The organism is Pseudomonas sp. R1-6, from assembly GCF_051132115.1.
GTDB lineage: Bacteria > Pseudomonadota > Gammaproteobacteria > Pseudomonadales > Pseudomonadaceae > Aquipseudomonas.
On the sequence record NZ_CP071662.1, the window covers coordinates 755,773 to 770,498 of the forward strand.

Annotated in this window: 12 protein-coding genes; 6 read left to right on the forward strand and 6 right to left on the reverse strand. The window is 63.6% G+C overall.

What is annotated here, in order from left to right; genetic code table 11:
• Positions 1-21 precede the first annotated feature (21 nt).
• Positions 22-648, reverse strand: coding sequence for a thiamine phosphate synthase (gene thiE, locus J3P81_RS03495; protein WP_434562152.1), 627 nt, complete (start codon positions 646-648; stop codon positions 22-24).
• Positions 649-663: 15 nt separating this feature from the next.
• The gene (locus tag J3P81_RS03500) at positions 664-1,461 is read right to left on the reverse strand and encodes a hydroxymethylpyrimidine/phosphomethylpyrimidine kinase (protein WP_434562154.1); all 798 of its coding nucleotides are present in this window, start codon (positions 1,459-1,461) and stop codon (positions 664-666) included.
• Between the two features lie 299 nt (positions 1,462-1,760).
• Between J3P81_RS03500 and J3P81_RS03505 the strand changes: the two genes are divergently transcribed.
• The 4 genes from J3P81_RS03505 to J3P81_RS03520 all read left to right on the forward strand — a co-directional run bounded on the left by J3P81_RS03505 (position 1,761) and on the right by J3P81_RS03520 (position 8,234).
• A complete protein-coding gene (locus tag J3P81_RS03505) occupies positions 1,761-4,145 on the forward strand; it encodes a 7TM diverse intracellular signaling domain-containing protein (protein ID WP_434562156.1) in 2,385 nt (794 codons plus the stop codon).
• Between the two features lie 74 nt (positions 4,146-4,219).
• Positions 4,220-5,869, forward strand: a complete 1,650-nt coding sequence (locus J3P81_RS03510) for an acyl-CoA dehydrogenase family protein (RefSeq protein ID WP_434562158.1) — start codon at positions 4,220-4,222, stop codon at positions 5,867-5,869.
• Between the two features lie 160 nt (positions 5,870-6,029).
• On the forward strand, positions 6,030-7,529 hold the full coding sequence (gene amn, locus J3P81_RS03515; protein ID WP_305501175.1) for an AMP nucleosidase: 1,500 nt from the start codon (positions 6,030-6,032) through the stop codon (positions 7,527-7,529).
• Positions 7,530-7,667: 138 nt separating this feature from the next.
• Positions 7,668-8,234, forward strand: a complete 567-nt coding sequence (locus J3P81_RS03520; RefSeq protein WP_434564075.1) for a pseudouridine synthase — start codon at positions 7,668-7,670, stop codon at positions 8,232-8,234.
• On the opposite strand, the gene J3P81_RS03525 is transcribed toward J3P81_RS03520, so the two are convergent.
• Positions 8,229-8,438: a DUF2788 domain-containing protein gene (locus tag J3P81_RS03525; protein WP_003228500.1), complete on the reverse strand. Its 210-nt coding sequence runs from the start codon at positions 8,436-8,438 to the stop codon at positions 8,229-8,231. The two genes, J3P81_RS03520 and J3P81_RS03525, sit on opposite strands and share 6 nt — an antisense overlap.
• Positions 8,439-8,689: 251 nt before the next feature.
• A complete protein-coding gene (locus J3P81_RS03530; protein WP_039594083.1) occupies positions 8,690-9,169 on the reverse strand; it encodes an Lrp/AsnC family transcriptional regulator in 480 nt (159 codons plus the stop codon).
• Positions 9,170-9,582: 413 nt separating this feature from the next.
• Between J3P81_RS03530 and J3P81_RS03535 the strand changes: the two genes are divergently transcribed.
• Positions 9,583-10,587 carry a DUF6515 family protein gene (locus J3P81_RS03535; RefSeq protein ID WP_434562160.1) on the forward strand — a complete coding sequence of 335 codons (1,005 nt, stop codon included), beginning with the start codon at positions 9,583-9,585 and terminating at the stop codon, positions 10,585-10,587.
• 178 nt (positions 10,588-10,765) lie between these two features.
• Here the strand turns inward: J3P81_RS03535 and J3P81_RS03540 are convergent, their stop codons facing one another.
• The gene (locus J3P81_RS03540) at positions 10,766-11,659 is read right to left on the reverse strand and encodes a cation diffusion facilitator family transporter (protein ID WP_434562162.1); all 894 of its coding nucleotides are present in this window, start codon (positions 11,657-11,659) and stop codon (positions 10,766-10,768) included.
• A gap of 27 nt (positions 11,660-11,686) precedes the next feature.
• Positions 11,687-12,106, reverse strand: a complete 420-nt coding sequence (locus J3P81_RS03545; protein WP_420767309.1) for a polyribonucleotide nucleotidyltransferase — start codon at positions 12,104-12,106, stop codon at positions 11,687-11,689.
• Between the two features lie 95 nt (positions 12,107-12,201).
• Here J3P81_RS03545 and hrpB point away from each other — a divergent pair, with 95 nt between their 5' ends.
• Positions 12,202-14,718, forward strand: a complete 2,517-nt coding sequence (gene hrpB, locus J3P81_RS03550) for an ATP-dependent helicase HrpB (protein ID WP_434562164.1) — start codon at positions 12,202-12,204, stop codon at positions 14,716-14,718.
• The last annotated feature ends 8 nt before the right edge of the window (positions 14,719-14,726 follow it).

The following is a 14,726-nucleotide window of genomic DNA, read 5'->3' on the forward strand; positions in this document are numbered from 1 at the left end:
GGCTCTCGAAAACGGAAATGACTATTTGATGTGCAGCAGATCGTTGAAGGCGCGGGCGCGGCGCGTCACTTCAGCGGTGCTGTCGGCGCCGAACAGGCCGTGGACCACCGCAAGCAGGTCGACCCCATGGGCCACCAGCGGGGCGGCGTTTTCCAGGGTGATGCCGCCGATGGCGCAAACGGGTATATGCAGTTTGATGCGGGCCTGTTCGAGCAGTTCAAGGTTTGCGCTGGGTGCCCCAGGCTTGGTGCTGGAGTTGAAGAAGCGCCCGAACGCGACGTAGCTGGCGCCTTCGTTGACGGCCTGTTCGGCCAACTCCAGGCTGGCGTGGCAGGTTGAGCCGACGATTGCCTTGTGGCCCAGCAACGCCCGCACCGGCGCCAACGGGCCATCGGTCTGGCCCAGGTGCACGCCGACGCCCAGGCGCGCGGCCAATTCGGCGTCATCATTGATGATCAGTTGGGTCTTGTAGCGCTCGCACAGGTTGCGCAGGGCCTCGGCCTCACGAAGGCGGCGGGCCTCGTCGTTGCTTTTGTCGCGGTATTGCAGCAAGGTCACGCCGCCTTCCAGCGCGGCTTGCACATAGGCAAGGAACTTGCCGGCCAGCAGTTGGCTGTCGGTCACGGCATAAAGGCCACGTAATTTCATTCCACGGCTCCTGTGCTACGAGCAGAAATCCAGCGGTAGGCGACGCGGTACGAACTGGCCTTTGCCCAGTTGTTCGGCATCGCGCAGCGTGCGCCACGTGTAGTCCAGGGCTGTCTTGACCGCGCTGGAGAGTTGTTCGCCCTGGGCCAGTCGGCCGGCGATGGCGCTGGCGAGGGTGCAGCCGGAGCCGTGATAACTGCCGGGCAAGCGCTGGCAGGTGAACGTTTCGCGGTGTCCGTCGCGGCTGTACAGGCGATTGTGGACTTCATGCTCGTCGCCATGGCCGCCGGTGATCAGCAGGTGCTTGACGAAGGGCAGCAGTTTTTCGGCGCATTCATCGGCGCTGCCTTCGGGCAGTTCGGCGAGGATGCGTGCTTCAGGCAGGTTGGGCGTGGCGATGGTGGCCAGGGGCAGCAGGCGCTCGCGCATGGCGTAGCCGACTTCATCCTTGCCCAGCCGTCCGCCACCGCCGGCGCGCAGCACCGGGTCGCAGACCATCGGCAACTGCGGGTGTGTCTGGAGCAGCTCGACCACGGTGTCGACCATTTCCAGCGAGCCGAGCATGCCCAGCTTGACCGCCGCGACGGGGGAGTCGTTGAGCACGGCATTGGCTTGCGCCAGCACCCACTCGCGATCCAGCACGCGGAAATCGCTGACGTTGACCGTGTCTTGCACGGTCAACGCAGTAACGGCCGGGGCGGCATGACATCCCTGGGCAAGCAGGGCTTCGATATCTGCCTGCAAGCCGGCGCCACCACTGGGGTCGTGGCCGGAGAGACAGAGGACAACGGGGCGAGAGCTGTAGATATTCATGGTGCGCGAGCTTATCACCAAACCTCTTTTATCGGTGATTGGCCTCAGAGGGTTTTGTTGGCGACCACTTTTGTGCTTCACCAATTGGCAACCTGACCAAAGCAACAGCTCTATCTCAATGGTTGGCGCTGAGACGCCCGTGCTAGAGCCTTTTGTCGGAAAAATTTCCGTGGTGCAAATTGGCCATCAACGGCTATGCTAGAGATGGATCCAACCAATAACAGGTAATGCCGGTTTTACGTCTACTCAGGGAATGGGGGGCTTCCTGACTCAACCGGACAGGCCACGCTGGGGCTTAAATGCGCTATTTGCTGATGTTGCTGCTGTGCTTGTCCCCCTTGGCAAGTGCGCTCGAATTCGATGAATCAACCCAAAGCCTGCCTTTGGGCCACGCTTTGCAAGTGTTGGAAGACCCCAGTGGCACGGCCTCCATCGATGAGATTCTGGCCCAGGCCGCGGCCGGTCGTTTCAAGCCCCATGACAAAGCCACGCTGAACGCCGGTTACTCACGTTCGGCGTTCTGGTTGAAAGTGGACCTGCACTATCGTCCTGCCAATCCCGACGCCCAGCGGACCTGGTTGCTGGAGCTGGCGTATCCGCCGCTGGATCATCTGGACCTGTACCTGGCCGACGGCAGCGGAGCCTATCGCCTGGTCCGCCAGACGGGCGATGCTCTGCCTTTTGCCAGTCGCGAGGTCCGCCAGAACAATTACCTGTTCAGCCTGGACTTCCAGCCGGATCAACGCCAGGTCGTGTACTTGCGTCTGCAAAGCCAGGGTTCGATCCAGGCGCCGTTGACGCTGTGGTCGAGCACGGCGTACCTGGAGCAGCAGCCGGTGCGCCTGTATGTGTTGGGGATCATCTATGGCGTGCTGCTGGGGATGCTGGTCTACAACCTGTTCATTTACCTGAGCGTGCGCGACACCAGTTATTTGTACTACATCTTCTATATCGCCTCGTTCGGCCTGTATCAGTTGTCGGTCAATGGCGCGGCGGTGGAATATTTCTGGCCGGACAATCCCTGGTGGGCCAATGCCGCAACGCCGTTCTTCATCGGCTGCGCGGGGCTGTTCGGCAGTCAATTCGCCCGCAGCTTCCTGCAGACCTCACAACACAGTCGCTGGCTCGATCGACTGCTGCTGGCGCTGATCGCCTACAGTGCCGTGGTGGTAGGGCTGTCGCTGATGACCAGCTACGCCTTGGCCCTGCGCCTGGCGACGGCGTTGGCCCTGGTATTTACCGTGGTGATTTTCGCCGCCGGGCTGTTCGCCTGGTGGCGTGGCCTGCGGGTGGCGCGTTATTTCATCATCGCCTGGTCGGCGTTCCTGCTGGGGGGCATCGTCAACACGATGATGGTGCTCGGTTACCTGCCGAACATCTTCCTGACCATGTATGCCAGCCAGATCGGCTCTGCCATCGAGGTGGCATTGTTGTCCCTGGCCCTGGCGGACCGCATCAACGCCATGCGCGAGCAGCAGGCCCAGACGCTGTTCGACGCCGGACAGAAACTGGAAGTGCTCAACCAGCAATTGGCCCACGGCAACAAACTCAAGGATGAATTCCTCGCCACCCTCACCCATGAATTGCGCACCCCGATGAACGGTGTGATCGGCTCCCTGGAGCTGATGGAAACCGTCGAGATGGACGAGGAGCTGACCCAGTATCAACAGACCGCCGCCGGTTCGGCGCGGGACATGATGCGCATGGTCAACGGCATCCTCACCCTTACCGAGTTGCAGGCCGGCAAGCTCAAGGTCTACCCGACGCCGTTCAGCCTGCGTGGTGTGATTGATGCCCTGCAGGTGCAGTTCGGTGCCAACGCGGCGGCAAAGGGCTTGGACTTCAAGGTCGACATAAGCCCCAGCCTGGCGGATCGGTTGGTGGGCGACAGCGCTAAATTGGCCCAGTGCCTGGAATGCCTGCTGGACAACGCTATCAAGTTCACCCGCTCGGGTGGCATCGCCCTGCGGGTCAGTGGACGACCGTCGGAGCTCGATCGCCTGGTGCTGTCATTCGCGGTGATCGACACCGGCATCGGTTTCACCGATCTTGGCGAGGCGACGTTGTACCAGCGTTTCTTCCAGCTCGATGGCTCGATGACGCGCGAGTACGGGGGGCTCGGCGTAGGCTTGGCGATCTGCCGCCAACTGGTCGAATTGCTCGACGGGCGTCTGACTCATATTTCCGAGCCGGGGCGCGGCAGCCGTTTCCAGCTGGACGTGGAATTCGAAATCGCCTTGCCAGTGGAGGTCCCGACGCCTTTTTCGTTCGGTGGGCGCCGGGATTCCCGCCAGCCCCAGGACTGCACGGTACTCCTGGCGGACGACAACCCCGTCGATCAATTAGTCATGCGAGGCATGTTGCTCAAGCTGGGCTATCGGGTGCGCACCGCCGACAACGGTCGGGCGGCCCTGGACCTGCTACAGGGCGAGAGTGTTGACGCGGTGCTCCTCGATTGCCATTCGGCGCCATTGGACGGGGTGTCGCTCTGCTGCCAGATCCGAGCGCTGTCCGGTTGTGAGGATCTGCCCGTGCTGGTAGTCAGTCCGAACCTCGAACAGGAGCGATGCCCGTCTGGAGCGTTGATCGACTATTTGAGCAAACCGGTGAAGTTCGAGGTGCTCCAGGCGATTCTGCAGCGACGAGTGCTTTGTCCGAAACAGGGTGAAAGCGCCGATATTTAGGCGGATATGCCACTTTGATCGACCTGGAGGCGGTGCTTAACTGATCCTCTGCTGGCCGACCGAGGAGCCCCGTCATGAACTTGCATCAGTTCGCCGAAACCCACGACGTCACCAATCAGCCGCCGTCCTTGGACGGCGCCAACCTGTACCGCATCGATCTGCCGTTGCAACAATGGTCCCAGCGTTTCGGTGCCGGTTGGGCGCAGGCGCGGATCGATGCCTACGGTGCGTTGGCCGGCGGGCCGTTGATGGAAGCGGGGTTCCTGGCCAACCAGAACACGCCGGTGTTTTCCAGTCATGACCGGTATGGCCATCGCATCGACCTGGTGGAGTTTCATCCCGCGTATCACGAGTTGATGCGCACCGCCGTCGAGCACGGCTTGCCCAGCCTGCCGTGGGCTCATCCGCAACCCGGCGCCCATGTCGCCCGTGCGTCGATGACCTACCTGCACAGCCAGGCCGAAGCCGGCACCGGTTGCCCGTTGACCATGACTTTCGCCAGCGTGCCGGCCCTGCGCCTACAACCGGACTTGGCCGAGCGCTGGGTGCCGAAGGTGCTCGCCACCGAGTACGACCCGCGCAACGTCGGCATCGCCCACAAGGCCGGGGTCACGATTGGCATGGCGATGACCGAAAAACAAGGCGGCACCGACGTGCGGGCCAACACCACCAAGGCGTATCCGGTAGGCGCCAGCGGGCCTGGCCAGGCCTACGAACTGGTGGGGCACAAATGGTTCTGTTCGGCGCCGATGTGCGACGCTTTCCTCACCCTGGCCCAGACCGACAAGGGCCTCACCTGTTTCCTGCTGCCGCGCCATCGCCCGGACGACACGCGCAACCAGTTCTATATCCAGCGACTGAAAAACAAGCTGGGCAACTGTTCCAATGCATCCAGCGAAGTGGAGTTTCGCGGTGCGCTGGCCTGGATGGTCGGGGAGGAGGGCCGAGGCGTGCCGACGATCATCGAGATGGTTGCCATGACTCGCTTCGATTGCATGGTCGGCTCCAGCGCGCTGATGCGCCAGGCGCTGACCCAGGCCAGTCATCACTGCGCGCACCGCAAGGTCGGCGGCAGAGTATTGAGCGAACAGCCATTGATGCAAAACGTGCTGGCCGACCTGGCGCTGGAAAGCGAAGCCGCGCTGGCCCTGAGCCTGCGCATGGGGCGGGCGCTGGACCACTTGAGCGACGACCACGAGGCCAAGTTCGCCCGACTGGTGACGGCGGTGGGCAAATACTGGATCTGCAAGCGCGCCCCCGCGATGATCAACGAAGCCGCCGAGTGCATGGGCGGCGCCGGCTACGTCGAAGACAGCATCCTGCCTCGCCTGTATCGTGAGGCGCCGGTCAATTCGACCTGGGAAGGCTCCGGCAATGTGCAATGCCTCGATGTGTTGCGGGCCCTGTCCAAGGAACCGGGCGTACTGGAAGTGCTGTTCAACGAACTGGGCGATGGCCATGGCGATAAACGCCTGGCCCGCCACATCGACCAATTGCACGCGGCATTCAAAGACACCGACGACATCCAATACCGCGCCCGGCAATTGACCGAAGACATCGCTGTTGGGCTGCAGGCGCGATTGCTGCTTGAAGCGGGCAACAGCGACGTCAGCGATGGGTTCATTGCCAGTCGCCTTGGGGCCGGCGCCAGGGTCTACGGCGCATTGCCCCGAGGCTTGAACGTGGAGGCCATCGTCGCTCGCTCGACCCCACGGGGTTTCTAAAAAGGGCTCAGTTCGGCACATGACCCTGTGGGAGCGAGCCTGCTCGCGATAGCGTCGGCACAACCAACCTTCCCAGTGCCTGACACACCGCTATCGCGAGCAGGCTCGCTCTCGCAATACCCATACGCCACTGTTCCCGTCGGACCACGATGCAGGCAAGATGAAGGCCTGCAAGTCAGAACACAGGAAGCTGATCGTGACCGAAGCGTTTATTGTCGTTCAAACCGCCGAGCAAGCCGTGGATCGGCTGGCGGCCCTGCACGAGCGTGCGACCACTGCGCTGAACCAGGCGCTCAAGCGGTATCTCAAGGACCGCATCGAGCCGGATGCCGAGCAACGGGCCTTGTTTCGCTATCCGGCCCTGCGCCTGACCTACCATTGCCACGGCGAGGTCCCGCAAACCACCCGCGCCTACGCCAAGGTCCAGTTGCCCGGCACCTACAGCGTCACCGTCACCCACCCGGCCGCGTTCCGTAAGTACCTGCTGGAACAACTCGTTCCGTTGATGCACGACTTCACTGTCACCGTCGAAGTGGGCGTCAGCGAGCAGAACATTCCGTACCCGTACGTGGTGGAGCAGGGCGATGAGCTGGCCGGCTCCGGTGTGACCGCCGCCGTGCTGGCGCGGGTTTTCCCCAGTACCGACCTGTCGGCCGCCACCGATGGCATCGCCGACGGCCTCTACGATTGGGAAAACACCGACCCGCTGCCCCTGGCGCTGTTCGACGCCGCGCGGGTGGACTTTTCCCTGCGTCGGCTGGTGCATTACACCGGCAGTGACTGGCGCCATGTGCAGCCGTGGATCCTGCTGACCAACTACCACCGTTATGTCGACCAATTCATCGTCCATGGCCTGGAGCAATTGCGCAGCGACCCGCGCTTCGTGCGCATGGTGCTGCCGGGCAACGTGATCATCGACAAGAACATGGACCACGGCGAAGCCTCGGCCATCGCCGCGGGTGTGGTCTGGCACCGCTACCAGATGCCGGCCTATCATTTGCAGGCCAGCGATGGCCATGGCGTAACCCTGGTGAACATTGGCGTCGGGCCGTCCAACGCCAAGAACATCACCGACCACCTGGCCGTGCTGCGTCCGCATTGCTGGCTGATGATCGGCCACTGCGGCGGCCTGCGACAATCCCAGACTATCGGCGACTACGTGCTGGCCCACGCCTATATGCGCCGCGATGGCATCCTCGACCGCGTCGTGCCGCCGAACATCCCGATCCCGGCCCTGGCCGAAGTGCAACTGGCGCTTCAGCAGGCGGCGGCGAACATCACCGGCGAGAAAGGCGACGAGCTGAAAAAGCGCCTGCGCACCGGCACCGTGCTGACTTACGACGATCGCAACTGGGAGCTGCGCTGGGCCCAGGAGAGACCGTTGATCAACCTCTCCCGCGCCGTCGCGGTGGACATGGAAAGCGGCACCATCGCTGCCCAGGGTTATCGCCTGCGGGTGCCTTATGGCACGTTGCTTTGCGTTTCGGACAAACCGCTGCACAGCGAGATCAAGCTGCCGGGCTCGGCCAACGCGTTTTATGAGCGGGCGGTCAACCAGCATTTGAAGATCGGCATCGCGGCGCTGGACCTGCTGCGCAACGAACTCAACTCGTTGCACTCGCGCAAACTGCGCAGTTTCGATGAGCCGCCGTTCCGCTGATCAGGTGGTGGTCATTTAACGGTCGGGCCACTAGCATGGTCGGCCCAGACCGTTAGATGTTTCACTGCCATGCCCCGACCGCCCCGTCCCGTTTCCCGCCGCCCTGGCGCAAAGCCCTCAGCCTCCGCCCCGCGCCGCGTGGCCAAGGCGCCGCCGGCCGAGCCGAAGCTGATCCTGTTCAACAAACCCTTTGACGTGCTGACGCAGTTCAGCGACGGCGAAGGGCGCGCCACGCTCAAGGATTTTATCGACGTGCCCGGCATCTACCCCGCCGGTCGGCTGGACCGTGACAGCGAAGGGCTGTTGTTACTCACCAACGACGGTCAATTGCAGGCGCGAATCGCCGACCCCAAGCACAAACTGGCCAAGACGTATTGGGTACAAGTCGAGGGGGAGCCGAGCGACGAACAGCTGCAGCGCTTGCGCGATGGCGTGGAATTGAACGACGGCATGACGCTGCCGGCCGAGGCCCGCCTACTGGACGAACCGCAGTTGTGGCCGCGCAACCCGCCGGTGCGTTTTCGTAAAAGCGTGCCGACGAGCTGGTTGGAACTGGTGATCCGCGAAGGGCGCAACCGCCAGGTACGCCGCATGACTGCCGCCGTGGGATTGCCGACTCTGCGGCTGGTGCGGGTCAGGATCGGCGATTGGACGATCGAAGGGCTCGACCAGGGCCAGTGGAAGGAAGTGCCGGCGCGCTTATAACGCGCCGGATTCGATCAGGCCGATCACCACGCTCTTGATGATGAACGCCGCGACGCCCAGGCCCAGCACAAAAAACAGGATGAACGAACCAAAGCGCCCGGCCTTGGACTTCTTCGCCAGGTCCCAGACGATGAAACCCATGAAAATGATCAGGATGCTGACCAGGCCGGTCATCATCCACTCTTCGAAAACAGCAGGATCCATCGGGGCACTCCGGCATTGGCGGGGTTGTAAAGGCGCGGCGAGTATACGGCATGGGGGCGGGGCGCAGGATTGGGCTGCGGCGGTGTGTCGCAGCTATTCATCGCAAGCCAGAGCTTTTGTGGCGAGGGAGCTTGCTCGCGCTGGGTTGCGCAGCGACCCCAAAAAGATCTGACCGGTTCCTGATTGCCAGTGGGCCGGTTTGCGACTGCTGCGCAGTCGAGCGCGAGCAAGCTCCCTCGCCACAAAAGCGGTCAACTGCGCAGATGTGTCAACGGCAGTTCGGTGCTGTTGAGCACCTGGTTCAACACGAAACTCGACCGCACGCTGGTGACCCCTTCGATTCGGGTCAGATGCCCCAACAGCAATTTCTGATAGTGGTCCATGTCCGGCACCACCACCTTGAGCTGGTAGTCTGCATCGATGCCGGTGACCAGGCTGCATTCCTGTACTTGCGGCAGGTTGCGGATCGCGGCTTCGAAGGTCTCGAAGCGATCGGGGGTGTGGCGATCCATGCCGATCAGCACGTAGGCGGTGAGGCTCAGGCCCAGCATCTTGCGATCGAGCAGGGCAACCTGGCGGGTGATATAGCCGTCGTCTTCCAACTGCTTGACCCGCCGCGAGCACGGTGAGGGCGAGAGGCCGATGCGTTCGGCCAGTTCCTGGTTGGAGATACGTGCGTCGCGCTGCAATTCCGCCAGAATACTCAGGTCGTAACGGTCAAGTTTGCTCATCGAGCGGGCCTTTATTCGGTTAATTGCGTTGGATTATCCATCCTGAGGTAAAAATTGCGCAAGTGGAGTTTATTCGAGCAATCTTCGCAATCGCCTGCCGATGCCTCGGGCCTATGCTTATCACCAAGATCACTGCTCGGACAAACAGTCCAGTGCAGCCCGCCCAATCCGGCCGGCTGCGGTCGCAGTACCCACCGGTACTGGCAGACCCCCGAGCTGCACACTGTCCAGAAGACGGCGTGAGGTGAGCCGACGTCAAAAGCGTCGAGCACGGACTAGATTCTCAAGGGGAGGCCGACGGGCCTCCCTTTTTTATGCCTGCGAAATAAACCCCGCGGCTGATAACCTATCGCCGAACCGGCCTGGGCTTTTCCAGTCTTACGTCCAGGCCCCGAACCGTTGTGAGGAATTTCATGAAGTCGCGCATCTGGCGTTTGGCAGGTGTTGGTCTGTTGTGGGCAAGTGTCAGTGCGCAGGGGGTGGCCGACGATCAGCAAAACCGTGGCGGCCCGGACGGTGACCGCGGGCAGAACGGACGAGGCGGCAACGGCCAGGGTTATTCAGGGCAACCCAGGCAGCAAAGCAACGAGATCATCCGGGGCGATAACAGCCGACAGTTCGAGGTCAGGCCGCAAAACCCGGGTGGACAGCAATATGAGCGTCCACCGCAGGACCCCAACAGTCACGGCCGCCCACCGCAACAGCCGGGCAACAACCTGCCGATCCAGGGCCGGCCCGACAGCGTGAACCAGACCCGTGAACCGCAACCGGGCTACTACCGCGACATCCCGCGCCGCAACGATGGCTACCCCAATGGCGGGCCTCGTCCCGGTCATGAGGGGCGTCCCGAGCAGCACTGGCCCGGCCGGCCAGACGGCCATGGCAACGGCTGGGGGCCGGGGCCGCAATATCGCCCGGGTTATGTGATCGATCGCTTCCCGGATCGCAATTATCGTGTGCCTTATCGCGGCCACGATTATTTCTACTCCGGTGGCTACTGGTATCGCCCTCAAGGGCCGCGTTATGTCGTGGTCCAGCCGCCACGGGGCATTCGCACCCGTTATCTGCCCGATTATGCCCGCGAGGTCTGGATCGGCAGTTCGCTGTTCTTCCTCGCCGCCGGCGCCTATTACATCTACGAAGCCAATACCCAGGACTACGTCGTGGTCGACGCGCCGGTCGCCAACCCGCAGCCGCAACCGCAGGGCAACAGTTTTGATGTGGTAGCTTATCCGGCCAACGGCCAGTCCCGGGAACAGGTCAACCAGGACGGCTACGATTGCTATCGCTGGGCGGTGCAGCAGAGTGGGTTCGACCCGCGCAACTACACCTACCCGCCGGCGCCGGAGGTGGTGCAGACCTATCGCCAGGCGCAGGGCAATTGCTTGAGCAGCCGTGGGTATCAGGTGACGTACTGAGGCGTGGCAAAGATCGTGCGGACGCTGCTTTTTGTGGCGAGGGGATTTATCCCCGCTGGGGTGCGAAGCGGCCCTGAACCACCGCCTCGGTGTGCCAGGCAGATTGAGTTGGCTGCTTTGGGACTGCTTCGCAGTCCAACGGGGATAAATCCCCTCGCCACAAGTTTGTGTGCACGAGCTAGGCGCTGGCGCGCTTCACCACTTCCGACGGATCGGCATGCACCAGCACTTCGGCCTTCGGATAAGCACGCTGGATCGCATCGGCGGCCTGGTCGCTGATACCGTGGGCCACTGACAGGGTCAGTTCCCCCGGCAGTTCCAGGTGCAGTTGCACGAACCAATGGTTGCCGGAGACCCGCGTGCGCAGGTCATGGGCGCCGATCACGCCGGGCACCGCGCAGGCCAGCTCGAGCATGCGTTGGCTGACGTCGGGCGGCAACTCCTCATCCATCAGCACCGCGAAGCTTTCCCGGGCGATCTGGATCGCGCTCCACAGGATGTATACCGCGATCCCCAGGCCGAACCAGGCGTCGAGCTGATACCAACCGAACCCGGCCAGGACCAGCGCCACCAGGATGCTGCCATTGAGCAACAAATCCGAACGGTAATGCAGCGAGTCGGCGCGCACGGCATTGGAGCCGGTGGCGCGGATGACCCGATGCTGCAGCGCCAGCAGGGCCAAGGTCAGCAACAGGGAAAACACGATCACGCCGACGCTGAGCCAGGGCGCGTCCACGGGCACCGGGTCCTTCAGCCGCTCGAAAGCCTGCAACGCGATCAACACCGCGCTGCCGCCGATAAACAGCGCCTGGGCCATGCCGGCCAAGGATTCGGCCTTGCCATGCCCGTAGCGGTGATCGTCATCGGCGGGGCGCAGCGCGTAATGCACCGCCAGCAGATTGAGCAGCGAGGTGACGCCGTCCAACGCCGAGTCGGTCAGGCCGGCGAGCATGCTCACCGAGCCGCTGAGCCACCAGCCCAGCGCCTTGGCGACGATCAGCACGAGCGCCACGGCCACCGATGCCCGGGTGGCCATGCGCAGCAGGCGAGCGTGTTCGGTACGGGTGGTCATGGCGCGGTCTTCCTTGGGCTGCGCCTCTTATGCGGCGGGTTTGAGACCGAACGCGGCCAGTTGCTGGACGTTGCCCTTGTGCTGGATAAGACGTGGGTCATCCAGCGGGAAACTGCGGCCCAGCTCGCTTTCCAGGATCGCTTGCAGCTTGTGGTTATTGACCGTGCCGTCGGGGTTGATGGCCGGCTTGAGTTTTTCTGGCTCGATCTGGACGCTGCGGCCCGGCTCGAAATAGATCGCGCCGGTGGCGAAGTCCACGGCGAAGGCGATCAGGCCGGGGATGATGTAGAACAGCAGGCCAACGGCATCGAGCGCGGCGATGGCCGGGTCGATCTTGCCTTCGATCTGGCCGCGACGGTCCGGGTAGAAGATCGAGCCGCACGCGCTGATCTGGGTCAGCAGGGTGGCGACCAGGACGCCGCCGATCACGCGAAAGGGAATACGCATAGCAATCTCCTGAGCAGGTATGGGCGTTGCTGGTTGGAGTCCAGACCACGCCAAACAGTTCGCCGTTATACTCGGCCCTCTGTTTTGGAGCCAGCATGATTTCTTTGCCGATTGATGAAGTTTTACCCGCGCTGCGCCAAGCCCTGGCCTCGCGCCACGAAGCGGTGCTCGAAGCGCCCCCCGGCGCCGGTAAAACCACCCGTGTTCCCTTGGCCCTGCTGAACGAGCCTTGGCTGGCCGGGCAAACCATCCTCATGCTCGAACCCCGGCGCCTGGCGGCACGGGCGGCGGCCGAGCGCCTGGCCAGTGAGCTAGGGGAGAAGGTCGGTGAAACCGTGGGCTACCGGATTCGCCTCGACAGCAAGGTGGGCCCCAACACGCGCATTGAAGTGGTCACCGAAGGCATTCTCACCCGCCGCCTGCAGGACGATCCGGCGCTGGAAGGCGTGGGGCTGCTGATCTTCGATGAATTCCACGAGCGCAGTCTCGACGCCGACCTCGCCCTTGCCTTGAGCCTCAATGGCCGGGAGCTGTTTCGCGAAGACCAGCCACTGAAAGTTCTGCTGATGTCCGCGACCCTGGAAGGCGAGCGCCTGGCGGGATTGCTGGACGACGCGCCGATCCTGCGCAGCGAAGGACGGATGTTCCCGGTGACGGTGCGTTGGGGCCGGCCGTTCCAACCTGGGGAATTCATCGAGCCGCGACTGGTGCAGACCGTGCTCGAAGCGCTGCACGACGAAACCGGCAGCGTGCTGGTGTTCTTGCCCGGGCAAGCCGAAATCCGCCGGGTTCATCAACAATTGGCCGACGCCCTTGGCGACGGCGGCAACGTGTTGCTGTGCCCGTTGCACGGTGAACTGGACCTGACGGCCCAGCGCGCCGCCATCGATCCGGCACCGCCCGGGCTGCGCAAAGTCGTGCTGGCGACCAACATCGCCGAGACCAGCCTGACCATCAATGGCGTGCGGGTGGTGGTGGATGCCGGGCTCGCCCGCGTCCCGCGTTTCGATCCGGGCAGCGGCATGACCCGCCTGGACACCCAGCGCATCTCCCGCGCCAGCGCGACCCAGCGGGCCGGCCGTGCCGGACGCCTGGAACCGGGGGTGTGCTATCGGCTGTGGTCCGAAGACCAGCACGAACAGTTGGCCGCTTATGGCAGCGCCGAAATTCTTTCGGCGGACCTGGCCGGGCTGGCCCTGCAATTGGGGCGCTGGGGCGTTACGCCGCAGCAATTGGTGTGGCTCGACGTCCCGCCGACTGCCGCGTATGCCCAGGGCCAAGACCTGTTGCAACGTCTCGGCGCACTCGATGGCGGCCAACTGACCCGCCACGGCCAGGCCATGGCCGAACTGCCGGCTCATCCGCGAATCGCCCACTTGCTGTTGCGCGGCCAGGGGCTGGGGCTGGCGGACATGGCCTGCAACGTCGCCGCGTTGTTGGGCGAGCGCGACATTCTTCGCGGCGCCGGCGCGGACCTGCATAGTCGCCTGGCCTTGCTCTCCGGCGAGGAACGGGCGGCACGCGGCGCCCAGGGTGGCGTGCAGCGGGCGCGGCAATTGGCCCGGCAATATCGCGGTTACTTGCGGGGCAAGGCTGGGGAAGCCGTGGCCGATCCCGATCATCCACGTTGGCTCGGCGCGCTGCTGGCGCTGGCTTACCCGGATCGCGTCGCCCAACAGCGCCGGCCCGGCGGCGCGGAGTATCGCCTGGCCAACGGTCGTGCGGCGCTGTTTGCCGAGGCCGACAGCCTGATGAAGCAACCCTGGCTGGTCATTGCCGATTTGGGCAGCCGCCAAGGCCAGCGCGAAGAGCGGATTTATCTGGCGACGGATTTCGACCCGACGCTGTTCGACTCGGTGCTGGCCGAGCAGGTGCATACGGTCGACCAGCTGGACTGGGATGAGCGCGAAGGCGTACTGCGCGCCGAGCGCCAGCGCAAGGTCGGCGAGCTTGTGCTCAGTCGCGAGCCATTGACCGGGCTGGATGAAGCCGCCCGAAGCCAGGCGCTGGTCAATCTGGTGCGGCGCAAGGGCCTGGAGCTGCTGCCGTGGACGCCGGAACTGCGCCAATGGCAGGCTCGGGTGGCGCTGTTGCGCCGGCTCGACCTGGATGCCAGGGGCGAGAGCGAGTGGCCGGATGTCAGCGACGCAGCGTTGCTGGGCAGCCTCGAAGACTGGTTGATGCCGTACCTGGGACGGGTGTCGCGACTCAGTCATTTCGCCAGCCTGGATCTGTCGAGCATCGTCCATAACCTGTTGCCCTGGCCTTTACCGCAACGCTTGGACGAACAGGCGCCGCACCATTTGAGCGTGCCTTCGGGCTCGTCGATCCGCCTGGACTACAGCGAACACCCGCCGATCCTCGCGGTGCGCTTGCAGGAACTCTTTGGCCTGTCTGACACCCCGCGCATTGCTGGGGGGCGGCAGGTGGTCAAGTTGCACCTGCTGTCGCCGGCTCGTCGCCCGGTTCAGGTGACCCAGGACTTGGCGAACTTCTGGCGCAGTACCTACGCCGAGGTGAAGAAGGACCTCAAGGGGCGCTATCCCAAGCATTACTGGCCGGATGATCCGCTGGTGGCGCAGGCAACGGCGCGGGTCAAGCCGCGCAAGTGAACTGATGC

Coding starts and splice junctions, on each gene's coding strand:
- thiE (WP_434562152.1), bottom strand. CDS start 648: ATGAAATTACGTGGCCTTTATGCCGTGACCGACAGCCAACTGCTGGCC.
- J3P81_RS03500 (WP_434562154.1), bottom strand. CDS start 1,461: ATGAATATCTACAGCTCTCGCCCCGTTGTCCTCTGTCTCTCCGGCCAC.
- J3P81_RS03505 (WP_434562156.1), top strand. CDS start 1,761: ATGCGCTATTTGCTGATGTTGCTGCTGTGCTTGTCCCCCTTGGCAAGT.
- J3P81_RS03510 (WP_434562158.1), top strand. CDS start 4,220: ATGAACTTGCATCAGTTCGCCGAAACCCACGACGTCACCAATCAGCCG.
- amn (WP_305501175.1), top strand. CDS start 6,030: ATGAAGGCCTGCAAGTCAGAACACAGGAAGCTGATCGTGACCGAAGCG.
- J3P81_RS03525 (WP_003228500.1), bottom strand. CDS start 8,438: ATGGATCCTGCTGTTTTCGAAGAGTGGATGATGACCGGCCTGGTCAGC.
- J3P81_RS03530 (WP_039594083.1), bottom strand. CDS start 9,169: ATGAGCAAACTTGACCGTTACGACCTGAGTATTCTGGCGGAATTGCAG.
- J3P81_RS03535 (WP_434562160.1), top strand. CDS start 9,583: ATGAAGTCGCGCATCTGGCGTTTGGCAGGTGTTGGTCTGTTGTGGGCA.
- J3P81_RS03540 (WP_434562162.1), bottom strand. CDS start 11,659: ATGACCACCCGTACCGAACACGCTCGCCTGCTGCGCATGGCCACCCGG.
- J3P81_RS03545 (WP_420767309.1), bottom strand. CDS start 12,106: ATGCGTATTCCCTTTCGCGTGATCGGCGGCGTCCTGGTCGCCACCCTG.
- hrpB (WP_434562164.1), top strand. CDS start 12,202: ATGATTTCTTTGCCGATTGATGAAGTTTTACCCGCGCTGCGCCAAGCC.